Raw genomic sequence first — 23,130 nt, forward strand, 5'->3', positions numbered from 1 at the left:
TTTACAGCAATTCCCAATTATTACATAAGATTAGCTTAGGCATTACTGGCATTACCTCATCTACACTCAAGTTAAATCAAGTTGGTGGAGATACTGCGATTGTCTTCAATAATCAAACTTTAGCGACTCTCACTGGGATTCAAGCTAGTAGTTTGAATTTGACAGATCCTAAACAGTTTGTCTTTGCTTAGAATATAATTCACTCCTAGTATACACTGGGGCGTAAGTTAATGATCATCATCTTTTTAGTGATTGAAAATGATTGGTTTATTTACGCCCTGTGGTACTTGTCTATAATCTTACTTGGTTACTTACTTTTGCTTGGTCAAAATAACCATATACTACCTGAGAAACTTGACGAATAAAATCTGTTCCTCTAGGATCATTATTTGGTCTTTGCACAAAAACTCCTGCTAAATAACGCTTACCTGATGGCGTTTCAATAATACCCGCATCCCCTAATATAAACCTGAGTGTCCCTGTTTTGTGCGCTATCTTAGCACCAGAACCTAAACCAGAAGGTAATAAACTTCTATTATGACAACCATTCATAATACCTATTACTTGTAATTGACTTGTATTGGAAAGTAACTGATTATTTTCCATTAAAGCTGATAGTTTTACCAAATCTTTAGCACTGGTTTTATTAGTTCCTTGAAAATCTCCCAGGCGATTTCGCATCACAGTATTTTGCAATCCCCAACTGCGAAATTTTTGATTTAATTGAGTAATTCCACCCAAACGCTCTATGATCATATTTGTGGCGGTGTTATCGCTAATAGTCATCATCCTAGTTGCAGTTTCTAAGAGACTAAACTTACTTCCTAACCGCCCATACTGCATATTTCCCGAACCACCAGCAATATGTTTTTTCCCCATAACCAATGTTTCATCTAATTGAATTTTTCCAGCATCTACTTGCTGAAATAAAGCAACCAAAATTGGATATTTAATTGTACTAGCAGCCGCAAAAGATTTATCGCCATTAATGCTTAAATAATCTCCTGTGTTCAAGTCCATAAAAAAGATACCAGGAGAAAGAAACTTGTAGCGAGCCATTAATGTTTTAATAGGAGTTTGTAGTTCTGAGATTTCTCTTCCCAAAGGAAATATACCAGTGAAGTTATGAGTCTCTATTGGACTGGTATTACTGACAGAATCTGGAGGAATAAATTTAATTTCCGGCAATTGTACACTTGATTTATTTTGACTCCAGCTATTTGGGTTCTCAAGCTGGTTGTTATCAGGATTTGCTTTAACTGGTAGAGATAATAAAAGAGTAGCCGTGATACTAAATAAGATCAATGAATGTAGTTTCATGCAGTTGTATGAGGAGAGGATTGAATTGACTTACAAAAAAAGGGAACAGGGAACAGGGAACAGATAAGAAACACTCATTTGCACCAGTTTAGAGCTTCAGTCAAGAAAAAGATGTTTTTAAAAGATGCGTAGCACGAAAAAAAACAGTGTCATTATTTTAATCTCATGTTTAGAAACATGAGTTTTTTCTGTTCCCTGTTGCTTCTTCCTCTGAAAGATATTTTCTAGATAAGTAAATGAAATCAGGATTGATTGATTTAGGTGTTGTTTTTAGAGGTCATTTTGGGTTATTTTTTTTGATAAGTAATCGGACGGAATTAATGACTCAACTGATTCTTCTGTTTCCCGTTCCCTATCAACTATTGTTGTTTAATTTTGCCCACTCACCTAGTGCGGGAATCTTTGCTAAAATGCCTTTTTTTAAAGGTTCTGGACGTTCTGACCAAGGCAATACACCATCATATTTTGTATAATACTGACTTGCACATTCTAGTACCGCAGATGGACTACTATCTACTGGTAAATCACCAAAGAGATAGGTTGATTTTCCTTCGGCTACAAAAGCAATCACGCAGGAATGACTGCAAGCGCTCATACATTCAACCCCCTGAATGCAGAATTGATTGTGCAATTCACTATCTTGAGCAAGTTCTTGAAGTTGTTTTAGTAGTTGTTCACCTTGACTTTCACCAACCCGCTTACCATCTTGCCACTTACTACCACAAGTAGTACAGACAAATAGATTATGTTTTTGATTGAGCATTGATTTAGAAATGTTGAGGAATAATTCGGAAACGCAGACATAAGAGTTTTTACAATATGGCTACTGTAAAATGTGTAAAGAAGCATAATTAACCGCACACGAAAACGGACAAGATTCACTTGCTGTCATCTTTTCTATTATTGTCAAAATATATCTAACGAAGATAGCAATAAGTCTCACCTATAAAAGCTTCCCACTTTCTTAAGTGCAGGATTGCAAATAATTAAATTGACGGTTAATAATCTCAGAACAGTACACAATTTGTAGGGTTTCTCTGGGGGTCTAAACTGATTAATTCCTATGGAAACATTCATCTAAACCTCCAGGAGACCCCCACCAAAACTGTACTCAGTTTGGTGATGGGAGGAATGGAGGGTTAATTGTGAAACGTCCCTTGAGTAATTTTGTGCGCCAGCACAAACAATGAGAGGGACAGTTGAGCAATTAACAAATCTTTGATTTTCCATATTCGTAACCGTCCTTTTTGTGAGTCTAGTGGTCTTTTTTCAGTGTCTAAGGGAACACCAAAAAATAAATTACCCAATTTTGTGGGATGGGCATACTATGGCTAACGCCACGCTACGCGAACGACAAGCTCAGCACAAGTCCTGCCCGTCCTTGGTAATTAGCGGGCAATTCGTCCCGCACCACAAGAAACTTTTGGGGATTTTTTTAATTGGAAGTCCCTAAAACAAATACTTTGGACATAATATTTTGCTCCGAAGAGCCTCCCATTTCTGGGGTAATGTTAGCTTTGACAATGTTAGAGGTCGGTAACTATCTTAAAAGCACTGGTTTAACCCTTAAGCCTGTTTAACTTTGAAGTTCTAGAGCAGGGAACTAGCTACGCATCCCTTGGTATGTCTTTAACTCTTACCTCTAACGTAGTTCGGTTAAGAACCGAGTCCAACTAGGCTTTTACAAGCCCTCACTTACCCGAAGGGAAGTGATGGGTGGTTGACGGTCTGAATCATCTGTACCACGCAGATGGATGTGAGTTTTTTGCTTTCGGCGGGCATTCTGACTTAGAGAATAAATCTCCTTACATCTGCGGGACAGTGCCGGATTTACACCAGACTTTCCCCCTTGCGTTTAATGACTGTTTCCCATTAAAACCGATTCAGTTGCGAGAATACTATATTTTTTATGTCTTGTCAATAGACAAGGGAGGATAATTCTGTTTATTGTTTTGCCCAGAGGCTGAATGAAGTATCATTTTTTTATGCTGTTGAGAAGATAAAAAAGGGATTATTTACAGTAAATTGTTAATTAAACTCTTTGTGGAAATTAGATATGCAGCTTCAAGAAGCCTCTAACGTTGCCGTCATTGTTGGTGAAAATGCGGTTACTGTTGCTCAATTACCTTGTGTGTGGCAGGATATTGCTAAGGGCAGGGCAAATGTCAGATTTAGTAATCCACAAGTCTATGTAGAAATGGCGCAGTTGTTTCAATATAAACTGCAATATGGTGATGTTGATTTGTTTAATGACCGCCCCCAGTTATTTCGGCTAATACCTTCATTCTCTGAGTTATTTGGGCAACTGGCATGGGAAACTCTGGAATTCTACGGTCACGACTTTATGATTCACAACTATCCAAACTTTAAGGCAGTTTTGCATAATTGTGAGTCAAAAGGTTCTGAGTACAATAATGAGGTCAAGGTAGCTCGCATTGGTTTGGAACTTTTTGATGAATTTGGATATGATTTACCAGCTAGTTTCTATCATGTGCATTTAGCCCCAATTTATCGAGATCATGTGTTTGAAGAACGGGCTTTAAGATTTGATCAAAGAGATATAGAACATAAGCGTTCGTGGGATGCTATTCTACACGCAGGTAAGGTATTTGCAATGCAAATGAAGGTGCAAAGTATAGCATCTAAATACGGTTTTACTTATCAACATGGCTGTGGTTGTAACTCCCATTTATCTTCTATTGATGAGTCTTCTGGTGCATTTGAGTATGAATTAAGTTTGGAGAAACGTCAACGCTGGATTCGGAGTTTTATCTGGACAGCTTGGTATGAATATGCAATGTTTCCCATTGTCCCGAATACTAGTTATCTTGTCTAAGTAGGGTTTGCTGAAACAGTTATCTGTGAAGGCAGGTATACTGAAAACGGTTCATAATTTAACCAAATATGAAACCCCTCTCTCCTTTTGACCTCTCCCTAACCCTCTCCTAAGAGGAGAGGGAAAAGGAATAATATTTAATACTGGAGAGGCTTTGAACTTGTTCTTTAGACTTCTCCGGTAAAGATTGTAGAGACGTTCCATGGAACGTCTCTACAAGGGTTTCAAACGACGCACATTTAATTCTCGGAGATGTGTTTTGTATGATAAAAAAGTCCAGCTTCTAGCCGTTTTGAGTATAAGTAGGTGAACACAATAAGTAATTGGACAAAAATATTTACAGTCATTGCGAGCGAAGGGAAGCAATCACAACCCTTGGAATTGCTTCATTTCACTTCGTTCCATATGGCTAACGCCACGCTGCGCTAACGCAATGACATTGTGTAATTAATTCTGTCTCACTACTTAAAACCAAACTGTGTAAAGAAACGTAAAATGGCTGAAAACTTCTTTACTCTTGCGTCTTGCCTTGCTATAACGACAATTTTCAACGCCAACCTACTTATTAGAGGCAGAGCCTCATCAGCTGCATTCCTAGTCAGAGACTAGGAACGAGATGTGGTAGGAATTTAAGCGTGATACTTAATCAAGGAACAATCAAGACGGGACAGGGAGAAAGGTTAATTACCCGTGCGGTAACGCTATCAGTTGCGCCTTCATCCGTTAAGCCTATTCCTCGACAGCCCATGATAATTAAACTGGCTTCAACTTCATCAGCAACATCACAAATAGTAAAAGCTGGTTTACCTTGTCTTTCTAGTAATTCGGCTATGATTCCTTGTCCAGAAAATAAAGCCTGGGCATTTTCTAGGAGTTTGGCAACTGCTTCTGGAGATACCATAGGACTGGTAGCCGGTGCTTCTGAATCTGGCTCTTCAACGACTGAAAGCAGAATTAAGCGACTGCCATAGGTTTGCACAATATTGGCAACTATATCAGCGGCCTCTCTGGCTTCTCGACTTTGATCAATGGGAAATAGAACTGTTTTAAACATATCTCACCTCTGCACCCCTCACTCCGGTAAAATCTTGATGGTCATATTTTGAAGACAATAACAGAAAAGTAATCAGGAGAGTTTGGCTGTGTCTAAAAAAAGTTTAGCAAGTTTATCTGCGGCTGATATATCTGGAAAACGCGCTTTGGTACGGGTTGATTTTAACGTGCCTGTGGATGATCAAGGCAACATCACTGATGATACTCGGATTCGGGCGGCGTTGCCAACTATCCAAGATTTGACCCAAAAGGGTGCTAAGGTCATTTTAGCAAGTCATTTCGGTCGTCCCAAGGGTGTAGATGAGAAATTACGTTTAACTCCCGTCGCTAAACGTCTGTCTGAGTTGTTAGGACAAGAAGTTGTCAAAACTGATGACTGTATTGGTGATGATGTGGCGGCTAAGGTTGGCGCATTGGCAAATGGTCAAGTGCTGTTGTTGGAAAATGTCCGCTTCTACAAGGAAGAAGAAAAAAATGATCCCGCATTTGCGGAAAAATTGGCTGCTAATGCTGATTTTTATGTAAATGATGCGTTCGGTACTGCACACCGCGCCCACGCTTCTACTGAGGGTGTAACTAAGTTTCTGAGTCCTTCTGTGGCTGGTTATTTGGTTGAGAAGGAATTGCAATATTTACAAAGTGCGATTGAAGTACCTCAGCGTCCTTTGGCGGCTATTATTGGCGGTTCTAAGGTTTCTAGCAAAATCGGTGTGATTGAAACTTTGTTGGAAAAGTGCGATAAGTTGATCATCGGCGGTGGGATGATTTTCACCTTCTACAAAGCCCGTGGGTTGAGTGTTGGTAAGTCTTTGGTGGAAGAAGATAAACTGGAGTTAGCGAAGTCTTTGGAAGCTAAGGCTAAAGAACGTGGTGTGGCTTTGTTGCTACCTACAGATATTGTCTCCGCTGATAAGTTTGCTCCTGATGCTAATGCTACTACTGTCAGCATTGAAAATATCCCTGCCGATGGTATGGGTTTAGATATTGGTCCTGATTCTATCAAGGTTTTCCAAGCGGCTTTGGCTGATTGCAAGACTGTGATTTGGAATGGACCTATGGGTGTGTTTGAGTTTGATAAATTTGCTGCGGGTACAGAAGCGATCGCACATACTCTAGCAGAAATCGGCAAAACCGGCGCAACTACCATTATCGGTGGTGGTGACTCTGTAGCGGCTGTGGAAAAGGTCGGTTTAGCTGACCAAATGAGCCACATTTCTACTGGTGGTGGTGCTAGTTTGGAGTTGTTAGAAGGTAAGATCTTACCTGGTATTGCAGCTTTGGATGAAGCATAATTGAAAAGGGTGAAGGATGAAGTTTTTGGCTTTGTCCTTCATTCTCTGCAATTAACCAAATTAAGGAAAACAATATGCAAGTACAAACTCGCAAACATATTTACACCCCTGAAGAATATTTAGAACTAGAGGAAACAGCACTTTATAAAAGCGAATATCGGGATGGAGAAATTATTCCTATGACTGGTGGAACTGGTAATCATAATAAAATTACACTAGCTATTGCGGCGATTTTACTATATGCCATGAGACGCAAAAATAATGAAGTTTTTATGGGAGATATGCGTTTATGGATTCCACAATTTAAAGAATATACTTATCCTGATGTGATTGTAACTGATGGGAAACCTATTTATGCAGGTAAAAATAATACTACTGTGACTAATCCTTTGTTAATTGTTGAGGTTTTATCTAAATCTACAAAAAATTATGACCAAGGTGATAAATTTACTTTTTATCGTTCTATTCCACAATTTAAAGAATATGTTTTAGTGGAACAAAATCAATATCAAGTAATGCACTATAGCAAAACTAATGAAGGAGAATGGATTTTTCGAGAATATAAATCTGAAAATGATATTGTTAAGTTGCAACATCTTGATTTTGAAATTAGTTTAATTGACATTTATCAAGATGTGAATTTTGAGGATAGGGAATAAATAATGCTATCTATTCAAAAAATTGTTTAATTGTGAGTCATGAAAATCGAAAGTATCCATCTAAAAAACTTTAAAGCTTTCAAAAATGTGGAAATTAAAAAAATTCCTAAAATGTGCGCTTTTGTGGGTGCAAATGGTACTGGTAAAACCACAATTTTTAATGTATTCAGTTTTTTAAAAGATGCTTTAGGGAACACCAAAAAATAAATTACCCAATTTTGTGGCTTACTCTTATGAGAATATTTCTCTGATATTGGCAAAAGAACTGAATTTATTATCCAAGTTCCCATCAAACAAGCAGCTAAGAAAATCACTTACTCAAATTAATACTTCTAAGTCAGTTAAACCGCTGGCAATATTAATATATAACACATTTATCATTATATATAATTATTTAGTATCGCTAATACAAACAATATAAGCTACTAACCAAGGCTTTATTAAGTTTAGCTGAAGCATGGAAAATAAGACTTAATTTCCTGCCACCTTCTCCGTCAAAACACTAATATAAAATTATACATTTTGAAATATTGACCAAAAATAGGCAAAATCTTTCCCGAAAAGAAATCTATCTAAGGAAACATTTCGATAATTTATGGTATATAGGTTAAATGTTTGTAGTCCATAGTCAAAGAAGTTTTCATTAAAAGCATGATTACTTCAACGTTTTGACTAAAATCCTCACAACGCAAAAGCCATGAATTAATGCACCAAAAATCCATCTGGTTATTGGTTGGATGATTCTTAATATCTACTCTCTCAGGAATAGAGATAATTTTGCTAGTGACAAATTTTTATTTCCCAAGATATATGAAGCACCGATTCAGTTATGAAAAAATTAGAGGCTGCTAATTAATCATAAAAATCACTGATTCTCCCAGACTCATTTTTGACAAATTAGAAAATTTATAATTATGGAAAATTAACCCTCAGCAATGTCCTCAGCATTAACCAAGACTTAAAAAATTACTTTCAACATTTCTTCTACTCTTGCTAAAATCACAAATCTCGTTCCATGATGATTTCACAATTTATCAAAAAAGAGTATTTATAAAGAATCACAAATTTGCTATTCTTAACTGCAATATTAACCTGTGTCACAATTCCCCCCCCATTCTACTGATAGCAATAGCAGCACCACCGATGTCACTCCTGTAGTGGCACTCAAGGAACTTGTGTCCAGGCTGCATCGAGAACAAAATAAAATTCAAGACTTACTGAGTTCTTTAGGATTTGCCCTCAGAAGCTTTAATAATTTAAATCAGTTTTTGGAACTGATTCCCCTCATGGCTACCAGAGTCACAGATGCAGAAGGTAGCGCACTTTTTCTTTATAAACCCAATGGACAAATTAGATTAGAACAACTACATTGGCAGGATACTCAGCAAAGAAAAATTATTAGAAAAGCCCTAGAAACTGCTAGTAGTCAAATTACTCTTTTATCTAACTCAGGTCCTGCTGCTATTTCCACAGGAATTCTAGATGACCAAATGCACGCTGTTTTAGGTCCAGATGTGCAAATCTTTGGCACAGCTATTTTAGTCAAGCATACAGAAAGAGGTTGGCTGTACGTTTTGAGTCGAGATCCTGAATATAGTTGGACAGAAACCAGACAAAAATTAGTGCGGTTAGTAGCAGACCAGACAGCAGTGGCAATTGACAATGATGAACTGTCTGTAGAATTAAGAAAAAAAGAACGTTTAGACCAAGAGTTAGAAATTGGTGCAGAAATTCAACGCCGACTTTTACCGCGTCAATGTCCCAATATTCCTGGGTTATCAATAGCCGCCCGTTGTAAACCGGCTAATCAAGTTGGTGGTGATTACTATGATTTTATTCCCACTAATCAAAACCAGTTAAAATCTAAACCACAAGCATCTCCAGAAAATGCTAGTTGGGGTTTGGTCATTGGGGATGTCATGGGTAAAGGTGTTCCCGCGGGTTTAATTATGACGATGTTGCGGGGAATGTTGCGGGGTGAAGTATTACATGGTAATTCCCCAGCCGGGATTTTACAAAATTTGAATCGGGTAATGTATGCGGATTTGGAAAATTCTCACCGCTTTGTCACCATGTTTTATTCCGAATATGACCCACAAACGCGGATTTTATCTTATAGTAATGCCGCCCATAATCCCCCCTTGTGGTGGCACGCAGCTACAAAAACTGTGAGTCAATTGGATACATTGGGGATGTTAATTGGTTTAGATGCCAATAGTGAATATGAAAATGCACAAGCACAGTTAGAAGTCGGGGATACAGTAATTTATTATACTGATGGTTTGACGGATGCAGCGGCGGCTGGAGGCGATCGCTTTGATGAAGATAATTTTGTTACATCCTTCAGAACAGCCTGTAAGTATTGCAACAGTCCCCAGGAAATTGTCGAATATCTCTTTGACCAAGTTGAACAATTCATTGGTTCTGATAAACGAAATACCGATGATATGACATTAGTTGTTATGCAAATTGTCTGATAGATTAGCGCCAAATTTTGAGAATATTAATGTATTTGTATAAAAATTATTCAATTTATTAATCTGCGCCAACTTTCATATAAACATAAAAAAGCAGAAATCAGAGAAATACATTTAATAAAATATTTCCTGCTGTCATATATAACAAAATTATCCAAAAATACCCAATAATACCCCCTGTATTCCCGATTTAATTAATCGAGAAAACATTAGCCATCAACCGATTCACAAAATTTGAGGCTATGATCAGAATAGAAGCATTAGAATTTTAGTCGCTGTTGATTATTCCCAGCCTCAACACTGGATTAATTGACACATCACGAGGTCTTATGAAAACTCAAAAATGTCCCACTTGTCAAGGTGAATTAGAAACTAAGCAAATTGAAAAAATGCTAAAAGGAGGCAATAACACCGCCGTTATCCATGTAGAAGCAGAAGTTTGTTCAAAATGTGGAGAAAAGCTCTATAAACCAGACGTTGTTAATCAATTTACTCAAATTCGTGCCAAACTCAGAAACCAAGAAACCGAAGATTTTCAAGTTATTGGTCAATCTTTCCGCGTTTCTGTTTAATTGATTAAGTAAAGAAAGCTGAAGAATTTTATTCTAAGTTGGATGATTTTACATCTTGTAACTGGCAGAGGCAATTATACTTAAGTCTTAAAAATGGGTGGCCCGGGATTCGAACCCGGAACAAATCGGTTAAAAGCCGAGTACTCTACCGTTGAGTTAGCCACCCTTTTGCTGTTTTTCCAACTTTATCAATATACCATCAACAGCTATGGTTTTGTCAAGGGGTTTCTAGAAAAAATTTGCCGTTAACCGAAAAGAAGCAGTACAACTGGCTCCAGGCGCTAACATAGTCAGGTTTTCACCAGTGTTGAAAGCATTGCGGGTGGCACTCCAAGGCTCTAGACAGTAGAATTCTTTGCCCTTGACAGTCCAAAACACTAGCCAGGTAGTGAAATCATCGTAATCTAGGGTTAGCTTCAAGCTGCGGCTATTATCTGTGACTGTGGCTGATTTACTGGTGAGTCCCCCAAAAGCAAAATCAATTTCATCTTGGTTAAAGTCGAATTTGCCGTCAAAGGTGTGAAACTCCTTAGTTTTGTTATCTTGATATCGTGTAGAGGGAAGTTCCACTTCTAGCTGATTTTTATCCCCACAGAGAAAATAAGGATGGAAACCAGCGGAAAATGGCATAGGAGTGGATGAAAGATTTTTATATTCCTGACGCACTACTAAAGTATTGCCTTGGAGTTCGTAGGTAAAAGCGAGTTGAAAATCAAACGGATAAACTGCCTTTGTTTCTTCGTTGCTGTTGAGAACTACAGTCACACTAGCTTTATCTGCTGTATTTTGCGCTGTTGCTGTCCAAGGCAATTCACGAGCAAAGCCATGTTGTTTAATGGTATACTCTTTTCCATCAACGCTGTAAGTATTATCAGGTAAATTACCGCAAAGAGGAAACAAAATGGGATTACCACCTCTAACGCTCAAATCAGGATGGGTAAAGCGTTCAGCGTCTAGGTAAAATATTTCTTGACCTTGCACCAGCCAACGAGTAATGATACCACCTCTTTCTGGGACGACTTCTATTTGTGTACCAGCGGTTTTATCAGACAGGATGTAGGTTTTGTATTGTTGTTCTTGAATCTCAATGGTAAACATAATAGCCAGTAGATTGGTGTGGTAATTTGTGCTTATGAACAGGCAAGAGGAAACTGGCAATACATATTGCGATTTTTCTACCTTTCTCCCCAATTGTAGGTTGTCGTGCTAACAAATTCCACCATGATCATTTGATCTCAAACCTGTAAGAAATTTAAACTCAAGTCTTTACCACATCTCGTTCCTAGTCTCTGACTAGGAATGCAGTTGATGAGGCTCTGCCTCTAAATCTTAATTGAAGGCAGAGCCTTCTTGAATTTATTCCCAGTCAGAGACTGGGAACAAGATAAAAATGGCGATCGCACTAGGATACAATACAATCGAGGGCGCAGACCCTGCGCCCCTACGGGCTTTGCGATTTGCTGACTGGATCTCACAAAGAGTGCATACCGCTATGCTCAAACTCTTACTCTCTGCGCCTCTGCGCCTCTGCGTGAGAAAAAAATCATACCTTCAATCTATTTTTGATATTCCCTGATTACCCAGTCCCCAGTCCCCAGTCCCCAATCTAAACGTCTTCAGCAAAAATGAAGCGATATAACTCGCTAGGATCTGGTTCAGGGCTAGTTTCCGCAAATCTAACTGCTTCGTCTATCACAGCCTGAATTTTCTTTTCCACATCCTTCAATTCTGCTTCTGTGGCGAGATTTTGTTCCACCAAATAAGCAGCTAACTTCTTAATGGGGTCACGCGCAAACCAAAATTCTTTTTCTTCCTTGCTGCGAAGTTCGTCTGGGTCAGCGAGAGAGTGACCCCGGAAGCGATAGGTCATGGCTTCGATTAAGGTTGGACCTTCACCAGCACGGGCGCGGGCTACGGCTTCTTGTGCTACCTGACGGACAGCTAAAACATCCATTCCGTCAACTTCCACACCCACCATGTTAAACACACTGGCTTTTTTATAAATTTCTGGTTGGGAAGTGGCGCGTTCGTGAGCCATACCAATTGCCCACTTATTATTTTCTACCACAAAAAGAATCGGCAATTTCCATAAAGCTGCCATATTCAATGTTTCAAAAAATTGACCGTTGTTAGCAGCGCCGTCACCAAAGAAGCAAGCGGTTACTTGGTCGGCGGTTTTGTCTCCCAGAACTTCCCGACGGTATTTAGATTGGAAAGCTGCACCAGCAGCCACAGGAATACCTTCGGCTACGAAAGCATAACCACCTAATAGGCGATGTTCAGCAGAAAACATATGCATTGAACCACCGCGCCCTTTACTGCAACCTGTGGCTTTACCAAATAATTCTGCCATGACTTCGCGGGCGGGGACTCCGGCGCTTAAAGCATGAACGTGGTCACGGTAGGTACTGGAAACGAAGTCTTCACCGGGACGCATTGCACCTTTAATAATGCCGCTACAAACTGCTTCTTGTCCGTTGTACAGGTGGACAAATCCAAACATTTTTCCTCTATAATACATTTCGGCACATTTATCTTCAAATAAACGCCCTAATGTCATGTCTTCATATAAGCCTAGTCCTTCTTCTTTGGTGATTTGGACTGTGGCAGTATTAAATGTGGGTAATGTGCGCTCTTGAGCCATGCTGGTGAAGTATTCCTATTGTAAAAGTTAAAGTTAAGTTTGTCTTTGTTTACGTTAGCTATAAATTAGCCGGCGTTGACAAAATTAATTTATCAAAACCTATTTTATATGGTAACAATCAGGATAACTGGCTTTCTGCATAGCGATTAACAATTAGGTAGGTTGGCGTTGAAAATTGTCGTTATGGCAAGGCAAAAGGCAAGAGGCAAGAGGCAAGAGTGAAGAGGGTTTGGGCGATTTTACGTTTCTTTACACAGTTTGGTTTTATTGTGTTCACCTACTTAATGTAATTTCATCAAGTAAATGAAGCCGCATGAAATAAGATTTTAAGAATAATTAAACGCAGATAAACGCAGATAAACGCAGACATGATAATTCTGTGCAGTAACTGACCACTGACCACTAACCACTGACAACTGACAACTGACAACTACTTACCTGTGAGTTTCACTAGTCCAATCCCACCAAAGTATAGTCCTAAGACTGCTCCTGCTAAAAGACTTTGAGTGAGAGGGTCGGTGGAAGGTGTGAGTATTGCTCCTAAAACTACTGCTGCCATGATGACATAACGCCAGCCTTTTAACATAATTTTTGAGGAGACAATTCCCAAGGTAGCCAGCAAGATTTGAATGACGGGAACTTGAAATGCTAGTCCTGTGGTAAATAACAATAACAGCACAAAGTCAAAATATTTGTCAATTGACCACAGTTGCTCTACAACATCAGCACCATAGTTAATGAAGAATTGCAATGCGGCGGGGATGAGTGCAATGTAGGCGAAGATTAAGCCGCATACAAATAATATGCTTGAACCTAGCACTACGGGAATGACTAACCGCCGTTCGCGCACGGTGAGACCAGGAAGTACAAATTGAATGATTTGATAAAGAATGAAGGGTGTGGTCAGGATTAAACCACCATAGGCGGCAACTTTCATGGAGACAAAGAAAAATTCTCCGGGGGCTAATTGCAGAAATTTTACGCCGTGAGCGGGGATTTCTAGTAGCTGGACTAGGGGTTTAACTACGATAAAACAACCGATAATACCCACTGCCACTACTATGAGGGAATAGAAAATTCTTTGTCGCAACTCTTCCAGATGGTCGAAAATGGACATTTCCACTTCACCTGGTAATTCATCTAGGGGGCTGATAGATGGTTCTGGGTCTGAGTTAGGGGATTTGATTGTATCTACGTCTTGTGAAGAGGTCATGAGTAAGAGGAGTGGGAATCGGTTGTTAGGCAATCTTTGTTAACTATTCTATAAGGAATAGGTCTGAAAACTCTTGAAGTTGTCAATAGACATCTCCAAAAAAGATGGTAGAGACGTTACATGGAACGTCTCTACAAGGGTTTCAGGTCACGCATATTTAATTTCTGGAGATATCTAATGAGTCAGGAAAATTAACTTTAAGCAAAAGCTCAATTTATTCCCTTGCGGAGTATAACTTCTTCTAAATCCTCCTGATAGCGCAGCGTGGCGTTAGCCATACTCCTGAATGGGCGCAGTCCCTGCGCCCCTACCTCCTGATAGCGCAGCGTGGCGTTAGCCATACTCCTAGTAGTTCGTCAAATTTATTTTGACGGGTAATGATCGGAAAAAACTTCTGTTCTTCCCTCCTCTGCTCCTGCTGATTGCCTTCACCCGTCATTTTCGGGTTGACAGACAACTTATTCAGCAAACCTATTTATTTTTAGTAATATTTATATCTTTGATTTTATTTTTATATTTGTAATTATTTTTTGCTTAAAAGTATTAATTAGTACAATAATTTTTTCTGGCACTATTAATTCATTAATACTTATTTATTAAGTATTAATTTAGAACTCAGTATGAGTTGGTGAATATTAATTAGCTATATCCCCTGTGATGAGTCATTTTTTCATGATTACGAAAAAATAATCTCTGGTGGTGATTAGATATAACTGTGTTTTAGATTACGTCGTTTATTTAATGACGCATAATATCTATTTTTGTTTCTGGTCAAAAAAAGATTTTTTTCTCCGGGTTTTTCTCAGAGAATTTGTACAGATAGAAAGAACGTTATCTTGTGGTTAAATTAACTCTGCCAGGGGGGTAAGAGTTAATTTAGCAGTCATAAATCTAACTTTGGATTTATGAATCAATGAAAACAATAACTTGTTTGTTCATTCTGAGATAAATCAAGGATGTAGTTGGGTAATATCCAACACTAGTCTAGATTAGTCTTTGCAATGAATAGACAAGATAAACTAATGCGCTTTAAGTTTGCATTGTTTGTGGTGTCTTGTTTGATGCTATGGGCAGATTTTTTATGGCAATTTTGAGAACCATTAGCTGATTCACAAGTTTTCATTGACCAGGATGATGTTGTTGATTACGCAATAGCATTCTGAGTTGAGTTTTGATATGAAAAAAACAATTGGTTTAGGACTAATGGTGTTGTCTGTCTATCTGTACAATTCCAGTGCTTGTTTTGCAGGGAATAAGCTGTCCATTGACAATGCAGGGGTAAGAATCGGAAATTATTCTCAATCACAGTTAGTGGTGGGTATGTCTGCTAGAGATGAACAATCAGGTGACTGTATTCGTAAGGGTAAATGCAAGGATTAATATGCTTCGATGACAAAGTAATAATTGCAGTTGAGGCTACGTAATTAGTGTTTGACTAGATTTGTCAGAACATCAAGTTTTTTATCAACTTTCAATATTTTGCCTGTTTTGGGTTGCTTCTGTAGAGGGAGTGATTCAATTGTTGTGGCGGTTATCAGTTGGATGCAATACAATTTAGTCATTCAGGGCGGGGTTTCCCTACCCTACAGTTTTTTGCTTATGTCCTTTACAGCACTTTCTTCTCTTATGAGGTAGACATAGCGGGCATCTTGCCCGCACCAAAAGAGTTTCATCATTAATATCTGTACCTAATAACATCGGGAACTGCTGTATGTCATCAGTGTAAATTTTAATGTAAGTAAATTGCTTTGGTGACTGGGTGGGGTGAGGCTGTGAAGAAAAAGATAAAATTAGTTATATTTACATACCAAGTTGTTGCGGATATGTCTAGTTTTCCGTTGTAAAAAAGATTGTGACAGATGATGTTGTGACAATTACAGCGTGAATTGGATTTTTTATGCTTTTTAATGTAGAAAGATTTTATCAGGCTTGTAATCCTTCCCGTCCCTTGATGATTGAGAATGTAGACGACCGGATGTATTATATTGATTTTACTTCAGTCCGGGGTGGGAAGATCATTGAAGCTCTGCTGCGGACTATTACTAAGATATCTCCAAATACGCCAACCTGTCAGTTATTTACAGGACATTTGGGCTGTGGAAAATCTACGGAATTATTAAAACTCAAGGCTGAGTTGGAAGCGCAGGATTTTCATGTTGTCTATTTTGAGTCTACTCATGTTTTGGAAATGGTAGATATAGATATTACAGATATTCTGTTAGCGATCGCTGGTTTGGTGAGTAAAAACTTGGAAGCGATGAAACTGCGTGTCCAGCCTAGTTACTTTACTAAGTTGTTTGGGGAGTTGGTAGATTTTCTGCAAACTCCTTTAGACTTGGGAGTAGAAGCCGAGTTATCTGTGGGAATTGCTAAAATTACGGCAAAAACCAAAGAAAGCCCTCAGTTACGCAGACGGTTAAGAGACTATCTAGAACCACGCACAGAAAATATCTTACAATCAATTAATAAAGAACTGTTAGACCGGGCTAATTTGGAGCTAAAAGCCAGAGGGAAGAAGGGATTGGTGGTGATTGTGGATAACTTGGATAGGGTGGCGGTTCGTCCTTTACCTTCTGGGCGATCGCTTCCCGAATACTTATTCATTGATCGAGGAGAACAATTAAGAAAATTACATTGTCATGTGGTTTATACAATTCCCTTAGCCCTGACATTTTCCAATGAAAGCGCCCAATTACAACACCGTTTAGGAGGTGGAGTCGCACCGAAAGTATTACCGATGATTCCCGTGCGTCAACGTTGTGGAGAAATTCATACCGAAGGACTGGGATTGATGCGCCAAATGGTCTTAGCCAGAGCCTTTCCTGATATGTTACCAGGCGATCGCTTAAATTTAGTTACTCAATTATTTGATAACTTAGAAACTCTGGATCGTTTATGTCTGATTAGTGGTGGTCATGTCCGCGACTTATTAGGATTACTATTTGATTGTTTGCGAGAACAAGATCCACCTTTTGATCGCCAATGTGTAGAATTAGTAATTCAAAGACAACGAGATTACCGGGCTAATGCCATTGATATGGAAGAAAGTGAATTAATCTTGCAGGTACTTCAAGATCAACGAGTTAGAGGCAATGTAGAGTACGATATTTTATTACGCAGTTTATTCATATTTGAATATCGTGATCACCAAGGAGTGTGGTTTGCAGTTAACCCAGTTTTAGCAGAAATGGAAAAATTTAAATTATGCTTAAAAGACAGCAAGCAGAGAATATAATCGCTGCTAACCAACAGTCTTTACGTAGTTTAGAAAGAGCAATTACCTTTTCTAAAAATCAGTTTTCAGTTATTTTACTGTGCTGTAACTACGAATTCCTGCGAGATATTATCCAGCAGCAACTAGCAATTAATGGTTGGGGAAATGAGCGCATTCAAAGTATTACTTTAGATAAAAAAACTACAAGTTTATATACAACAATTCAATCACAACTTACCATTGATCAACCTGCTGGATTAATGATTATGGGGTTTGAATCAATCTATGAAATAGATGATCTCTTGCGTTCCATTAATCAAGTCCGAGACGAATTTCGTAAACGTTATCAAACCCCAATAATTTTTTGGGTAAATGATCAAGTTTTACAAAAAATCATGCGGTTAGCTCCCGATTTTGCGAGTTGGGCAGCTACACCAATTAGATTTGAAATGACTTCTATTGGATTACTAGAATTTCTCCACCAAGAAACTGACGATTTATTTACAAGAGTCTTACAAAGTAATTATGCTCAAGTTCATACTGTCACCTTAGAACAAGTATGGATTAGTAGCGACCAACTCCATTATGCAATTAGAGAATTGTATGATAGGGGGATTGGAATCGAAGCAGAATTAAATGCTAAGTTAGAATTTATTTTTGGCATAGATGATTATGTCAATAATCGGATTGATTCTGCCTTAAATAACTTTCAGAAAAGTTTGCCTTTTTGGCATCATCAAGAAGATTTAGAACTGACAGAATATGCAACTGATATAACAGCAGGATTATCTAATTCATCTTGTGCTGATTTTTTAAAACAGTCAATTTTATTATTTTATATTGGATTATGTTACTGTCGTCTTGCCGAACAAAACCCCAAATCAAGAGAAACATATTGGCAATCAGCCAAAACATATTTTCAGCAATGTTTACAAACATTTGAAATTGCTGGACGGATAGATTTAGTTTCAGAATTTATTGACCAATTATTAGAAGTCTTATATAGCTTAAAATCATGGAAAGAATTACAAGTTGTCGCTAAAAAATCCCTAGAATTACATAAAATATATGGTAGAAGAATTCAATTAGCTTGTGATTATGGTTTTTTAGCACAGGTAGCCGTACATAATTCAAACTGGATACAAGCTAGTATTTTAGGGCATATATCACTACTACAATTAGAAACAGCAAAAAATCACCCAGAATCAAATAATTATTTATTTCCTCTGATATTAGAACAAATTTATTTATTAACTTTAGCCAAAGCCCTCAATCATCTAAAACAAATAACGGTAGCAGAAGAATATATAAATACAGCATCTCAACAACTATCATCAGCCTTAGAGAACAGTGAACATCAATATGATCCCCATCGTTACATTCGCTTATTACATAATTTAAGATTATTATACTTTCAAATAGGACACTATCTTCAAGCCTATATTATTAAACAAAAGCTCCATTCTGTAGAACAACAATATGGTTTTGTCTCCTTTATTGGGGCTGGGCGGTTACAACCTCAAAGACAAGTCACCAACCCCACTTTAATATCTACATTTGGTAGTAATAGTATAGCCTTAGAAATTGCCGCTTCTGGTAGAGAATCTGATGTTAATCGCTTAATTGGTAGAATTAGTCGTGCAGACCAAAAATTAATAGTTATTCATGGACAGTCAGGTGTTGGTAAAAGTTCTACTGTCACTGCTGGCTTAGTTCCCGCACTACAAAACCGCGCTATTGGTGATCAAATTGCTGTACCAGTTGTCCTCCAAGTTTATACAGATTGGTTAGGAGAATTAGGAAAATCTTTTACCAAAGCTATGTTAGAAATGGGGAAACTATCAGCCATTGAAACAGAATCTCGATCTAAGTTTTGTCCTCTGATAACTGCTAATGACATTTTACAACAATTACGAGAAAATGCAGATAATCATTTAATTACAGTTTTAATTTTTGACCAATTTGAAGAATTTTTCTTTGGTTATACAGATTTTCACGAAAAACAAGCATTTGATCAATTTATTAGTAATTGTTTAAGTATATCTTTTGTGAAAGTTATTTTAACTTTGCGCGAAGATTATTTACATCGCCTTCTAGATTTTAGATATCTCTCATCAATTGAGGCAATTAATAATAATATTCTTGATAAAAATATTCGTTATCAACTGAATAACTTTTCTCCTGAAAATGCCAGAAAAATCATTCAAAAATTAACTGAACGTTCACATTATTACTCCCAAGTCAAATTAGAACCAGATTTAATTGATGCTTTAGTTGCGGATTTGTCTTCAGAACTGGGTGAAGTTCGTCCGATAGAATTGCAATTGGTAGGCGCACAATTACAAGATAAATATATTACTACTCTTGCACAGTATGAACCCTATCGTCCCAATAAGTTAATTCAAACATATATTCAAGAATTAATTAAAGAATGTGGGAGAGAAAACGAACGGGCTGCTCTCTTAGTTTTATACTTATTAACAGACAATAATAACAAAAGACCTTTTAAAACCCGTGCAGAATTAACATTAGAACTCTCAGAGTTAGAAGATTCTAGTAAATTAGAGTTAATTTTAGATATTTTAATTCGCTCTGGGTTAGTTGTGATATTTCCCAATGTTCCTGAACGCTATCAATTAATTCATGATTATTTAGTCAGCTTAATTCGTCATTTACAACGACAAGAATCTGGATTACAGGTACAAATTAATACATTACGGGATAAAGTTAGAAATAGTTATCAAGAAATTGAACGTCTTAAAAGTGAATTAAGAAAAAATCAAAACGGTTTTAATTTAGAACATATCCACAATCCCCAAGGAGATAATTTACTGTCAGAATTACGAGAATTACGCAAGCGAGAAGAAGAAAGTCAAGCAGAAATCCAACATTTGCGAACAGAATTAAAAGAAAAAGAGTTGATTGCAAAATTAGCCGATAGCCAGGAAAAACAACGTTTAACTGCAATTAGATTAAATATTGCTCTAAAAATAGCCTTAACAGCTTCTATTATTGCTATCTTTGGCTTAACTACTTCTGTGATTACGTCTACAGATAGTGAAATGAAAACTCTAAGTGCGTCCAGTGAGGCTTTATTTGCTTCTCAAAAAGGTATTGATGCCCTTAAAGAAAGTTTAAAAGCAGGGAGAAAATTAAAAAAAACTCTATGGAGAAATACTTTTACTCAAGAAAGGGTATTAACTGCACTATATCAAGCGGTTTACGGAGTCAAAGAACGTAACCGCCTAGAAGGTCATTTATCGGGGGTGAGAATGGTGACATTTAGTGCTGATAAATCTTTAATAGCTTCAGCTAGTGCAGATACAACAATTAATCTTTGGAGTCCTAATGGAATTTTAGTGAGGACTTTATCAGGACATGATGATGTGATAAATAGTCTATCTTGGTCCCCTGATAGTCAAATGTTAGCTTCTGCTAGTCAAGACAAAACAATTAAACTGTGGAATCGAAAAGGTAAACTCGTAAAAACCTTACTCGGTCATACATCTGTAGTAAATAGTGTGAGTTTTCATCCTCATGAAAAAATTATCGCATCTGCTAGTACAGATCAGACTATCAAACTTTGGAGTCAAGAAGGTAAGCTACTAAAAACTTTAGTAGGTCATAAAGATGCTGTTTTAGCTGTAGCTTGGTCACATGATGGTAAAATCCTTGCTTCTAGTAGTGCTGACAAAACAATAAAATTGTGGAGTCGAGAAGGTCAGTTACTCAAAACTTTGTCGGAGTATAAAGATGCTGTTGTCGCTATAGATTGGTCTCCTAATAGTGAAATTCTTGCTTCTGCTAGTATGGATAAAAAAATCAGATTATGGAGTCGAAAAGGTCAATTACTCAAAACTCTTTCTGGACACAGCAGCGGTGTTATTAGTGTTGATTTTAGTAATGATGGACATACTCTGGCATCTGCGAGTATGGATGAAACAATTAAAATTTGGAGTCTTGATGGTAATTTAGTAGAAACTCTGAGAGGACATAATAGTTGGGTGAATAGTGTCAGTTTTAGCCCTGATGGACTAACTCTAGCATCTGCTGGTAGGGATAAAAATATTATTTTATGGCGTTGGGATAGTCTGACTTTGCATCATCCCCAAACTAATGATGATTGGGTGACAAGTATTAGTTTTAGTCCTGATAGTAATGCTATTGTTGGTGGTTGTCTGGATAAAACAATAAAAATCTGGAATCGAGATGGTAAATTACTAAAAATATTCACGGGTCACAATGATCAAGTTTGGGGTGTAGCGTGGTCGCCTGATGGTAAAATTATCGCCTCTGCTAGTAAGGATAAAACAATTAAATTATGGAGTCGAGATGGGACTTTACTCAAAACTTTAAATGGTCATACTGATATAGTTTTAGCTGTGGCGTGGTCGCCTGATGGTAAAATTATCGCCTCTGCTAGTAAGGATAAAACAATTCAATTATGGAGGCGAGATGGGACTTTACTCAAAACTTTAAATGGCCATACTGATGCTGTTAATTGGGTGAGTTTTAGTCCTAATGGTAAATTTTTAGCCTCTGCTAGTGATGATAAATCAGTAAAAATATGGACAAGGAATGGGGAAGTTATCAAAAATTTAACTGGTCATACTCGCAGGGTAAATGGTGTAGCATGGTCGCCTGATGGTAAATTATTAGCTTCAGTTAGCCTTGATAGTACGGTGAAAATTTGGGGTGAGAACGGTATTTTACAAAAAACTCTGATGGGGTATGGTGATGCTTTTATTGGTGTTAAGTTTAGTCCAGATGGTCAAACTCTAGCAGTAAGCAGTGATAATAAACTCAGGTTGTGGAATCGAGAAGGTGTTTTATTGATAATGTTAAAAGGTGATTCTGAAGAGTTGAGTAGTGTTAGTTTTAGTCCAGATGGTCAAATATTGGCTGCTGGTAGTGATAAAGATAATGTAATTTTACGCAAGTTGTCAGATATTACATTAGAAAGTTTATTGAAAAGTAATTGCCATATTTTAAAAGATTATTTACTGTATAATCCAAATATGACTAGGAAAGATGGCGATAGAGAGCAAAGTTACCGCACTTTGTGTCAAGATGATTAGGGGCATAATTCGTAATTACTCTTTTTAACTATTTTTTAAGCAATAAAAACCTGTTATAACTATGCAAATTAATTTTTTACCAGATGATATTACTGTCAATGCTGAAGTAGGAGAACCGTTGTTAGATGTGGCGGAACGGGCTGGGGTATCAATTCCTACGGGTTGTCTGATGGGGACTTGTCACGCTTGTACTGTAGAGTTAGATGATGGGGAAGTTATTCGGGCTTGTATTACCGCAGTTCCACCGGGAAAAGAGAAGTTGACGGTGCATCTTTTTAGTGATCCAACTTGGTAATTATGTTTTGTTTCGCGCAAAGATGCTAAGAAGCAAAGGCGCAAGGAAGAAACAAGCCTGTATATAAGCAGAATAGGTATATAGTATGTCTAGCAATGGTTTCTTGTCAAGGATTATGCTATTTATACTAAACACGGGTGAGATTTAAACTTTTGCCAAATGACAAAGAACCCAGATGTGTAGGGGTAAAGCAAGAGCTTCATTGGTGTCAACTTAGGCTACAGATGGCTTATTTGTTGGCTTCCACACCCACCCAGAAATGAATTTCCGGGCTAATAGCGAAAGTAAACTAAAGTTTACTCAAAAATTTCTGGGTTATTTAGTCATCAAAAGACAACTTCTGCTATTAAGTAGGTGAACACAATAAAACCAAACTGTGTAAAGAAATGTAAAATCGCCCAAACCCTCTTCACTCTTGCCTCTTGCCTCTTGCCTTTTGCCTTGCCATAACGACAATTTTCAACGCTCACCTACTTA

17 protein-coding genes, 1 tRNA gene and 1 riboswitch are annotated in these 23,130 nt (G+C 37.7%); of the genes, 10 read left to right on the forward strand and 8 right to left on the reverse strand.

Going from position 1 to position 23,130, the window contains the following annotated elements:
* Positions 1–291: 291 nt before the first annotated feature.
* Together AN486_RS17915 and AN486_RS17920 are read right to left on the reverse strand one after the other, a co-directional pair.
* Positions 292–1,320, reverse strand: coding sequence for a serine hydrolase (locus tag AN486_RS17915; RefSeq protein ID WP_053540546.1), 1,029 nt, complete (start codon positions 1,318–1,320; stop codon positions 292–294).
* Between the two features lie 355 nt (positions 1,321–1,675).
* Positions 1,676–2,083, reverse strand: a complete 408-nt coding sequence (locus AN486_RS17920) for a DUF1636 family protein (RefSeq protein ID WP_053540547.1) — start codon at positions 2,081–2,083, stop codon at positions 1,676–1,678.
* A 992-nt stretch (positions 2,084–3,075) separates the two neighbouring features.
* A riboswitch (cobalamin riboswitch) is annotated at positions 3,076–3,218 on the reverse strand.
* Positions 3,219–3,376: 158 nt separating this feature from the next.
* Between AN486_RS17920 and AN486_RS17925 the strand changes: the two genes are divergently transcribed.
* Positions 3,377–4,156 (forward strand): hypothetical protein, encoded by a 780-nt coding sequence (locus tag AN486_RS17925; RefSeq protein ID WP_053540548.1) that lies wholly within the window; start codon positions 3,377–3,379, stop codon positions 4,154–4,156.
* Between the two features lie 646 nt (positions 4,157–4,802).
* On the opposite strand, the gene AN486_RS17930 is transcribed toward AN486_RS17925, so the two are convergent.
* Positions 4,803–5,210 (reverse strand): universal stress protein, encoded by a 408-nt coding sequence (locus AN486_RS17930; RefSeq protein WP_027404639.1) that lies wholly within the window; start codon positions 5,208–5,210, stop codon positions 4,803–4,805.
* 88 nt (positions 5,211–5,298) lie between these two features.
* On the opposite strand from AN486_RS17930, the gene pgk reads away from it, so the two are divergent.
* From pgk to AN486_RS17955, 5 genes are all read left to right on the forward strand, one after another.
* The gene (pgk, locus tag AN486_RS17935) at positions 5,299–6,501 is read left to right on the forward strand and encodes a phosphoglycerate kinase (RefSeq protein ID WP_053540549.1); all 1,203 of its coding nucleotides are present in this window, start codon (positions 5,299–5,301) and stop codon (positions 6,499–6,501) included.
* Between the two features lie 74 nt (positions 6,502–6,575).
* Positions 6,576–7,160, forward strand: a complete 585-nt coding sequence (locus tag AN486_RS17940) for a Uma2 family endonuclease (RefSeq protein WP_290601906.1) — start codon at positions 6,576–6,578, stop codon at positions 7,158–7,160.
* A gap of 39 nt (positions 7,161–7,199) precedes the next feature.
* Positions 7,200–7,367 (forward strand): AAA family ATPase, encoded by a 168-nt coding sequence (locus AN486_RS17945; RefSeq protein ID WP_081424299.1) that lies wholly within the window; start codon positions 7,200–7,202, stop codon positions 7,365–7,367.
* An 887-nt stretch (positions 7,368–8,254) separates the two neighbouring features.
* Entirely contained in the window at positions 8,255–9,637 is a 1,383-nt protein-coding gene (locus AN486_RS17950; protein ID WP_053540551.1) for a PP2C family protein-serine/threonine phosphatase, read from the forward strand.
* Between the two features lie 329 nt (positions 9,638–9,966).
* The gene (locus tag AN486_RS17955) at positions 9,967–10,209 is read left to right on the forward strand and encodes a YgiT-type zinc finger protein (protein ID WP_039199279.1); all 243 of its coding nucleotides are present in this window, start codon (positions 9,967–9,969) and stop codon (positions 10,207–10,209) included.
* A 94-nt stretch (positions 10,210–10,303) separates the two neighbouring features.
* Here the strand turns inward: AN486_RS17955 and AN486_RS17960 are convergent.
* The 5 genes from AN486_RS17960 to AN486_RS17980 all read right to left on the reverse strand — a co-directional run bounded on the left by AN486_RS17960 (position 10,304) and on the right by AN486_RS17980 (position 14,407).
* Positions 10,304–10,375, reverse strand: a tRNA-Lys gene (locus AN486_RS17960).
* 62 nt (positions 10,376–10,437) lie between these two features.
* Positions 10,438–11,307 (reverse strand): aldose epimerase, encoded by an 870-nt coding sequence (locus AN486_RS17965; protein ID WP_290601908.1) that lies wholly within the window; start codon positions 11,305–11,307, stop codon positions 10,438–10,440.
* A 508-nt stretch (positions 11,308–11,815) separates the two neighbouring features.
* On the reverse strand, positions 11,816–12,853 hold the full coding sequence (gene pdhA, locus AN486_RS17970; RefSeq protein ID WP_096668532.1) for a pyruvate dehydrogenase (acetyl-transferring) E1 component subunit alpha: 1,038 nt from the start codon (positions 12,851–12,853) through the stop codon (positions 11,816–11,818).
* A 430-nt stretch (positions 12,854–13,283) separates the two neighbouring features.
* Complete coding sequence (gene tatC, locus AN486_RS17975) at positions 13,284–14,066, reverse strand: twin-arginine translocase subunit TatC (protein WP_039199284.1); 783 nt, start codon at positions 14,064–14,066, stop codon at positions 13,284–13,286.
* 209 nt (positions 14,067–14,275) lie between these two features.
* Positions 14,276–14,407, reverse strand: coding sequence for a hypothetical protein (locus AN486_RS17980; protein ID WP_257720882.1), 132 nt, complete (start codon positions 14,405–14,407; stop codon positions 14,276–14,278).
* A gap of 835 nt (positions 14,408–15,242) precedes the next feature.
* Here AN486_RS17980 and AN486_RS17985 point away from each other — a divergent pair.
* The 4 genes from AN486_RS17985 (at position 15,243) to AN486_RS18000 (ending at position 22,653) form a co-directional block, all read left to right on the forward strand.
* Positions 15,243–15,446, forward strand: a complete 204-nt coding sequence (locus tag AN486_RS17985) for a hypothetical protein (protein WP_053540557.1) — start codon at positions 15,243–15,245, stop codon at positions 15,444–15,446.
* A 517-nt stretch (positions 15,447–15,963) separates the two neighbouring features.
* On the forward strand, positions 15,964–17,301 hold the full coding sequence (locus AN486_RS17990; RefSeq protein WP_053540558.1) for a P-loop NTPase fold protein: 1,338 nt from the start codon (positions 15,964–15,966) through the stop codon (positions 17,299–17,301).
* Entirely contained in the window at positions 17,271–22,358 is a 5,088-nt protein-coding gene (locus AN486_RS17995) for a WD40 repeat domain-containing protein (RefSeq protein WP_168634715.1), read from the forward strand. The genes AN486_RS17990 and AN486_RS17995 overlap by 31 nt, the downstream gene beginning before the upstream one ends.
* A 55-nt stretch (positions 22,359–22,413) precedes the next feature.
* Positions 22,414–22,653: a 2Fe-2S iron-sulfur cluster binding domain-containing protein gene (locus tag AN486_RS18000; RefSeq protein WP_027404651.1), complete on the forward strand. Its 240-nt coding sequence runs from the start codon at positions 22,414–22,416 to the stop codon at positions 22,651–22,653.
* Positions 22,654–23,130: the final 477 nt, after the last annotated feature.

Source organism: Anabaena sp. AL93, from assembly GCF_001672085.1.
GTDB classification, from domain to species: domain Bacteria; phylum Cyanobacteriota; class Cyanobacteriia; order Cyanobacteriales; family Nostocaceae; genus Dolichospermum; species Dolichospermum heterosporum.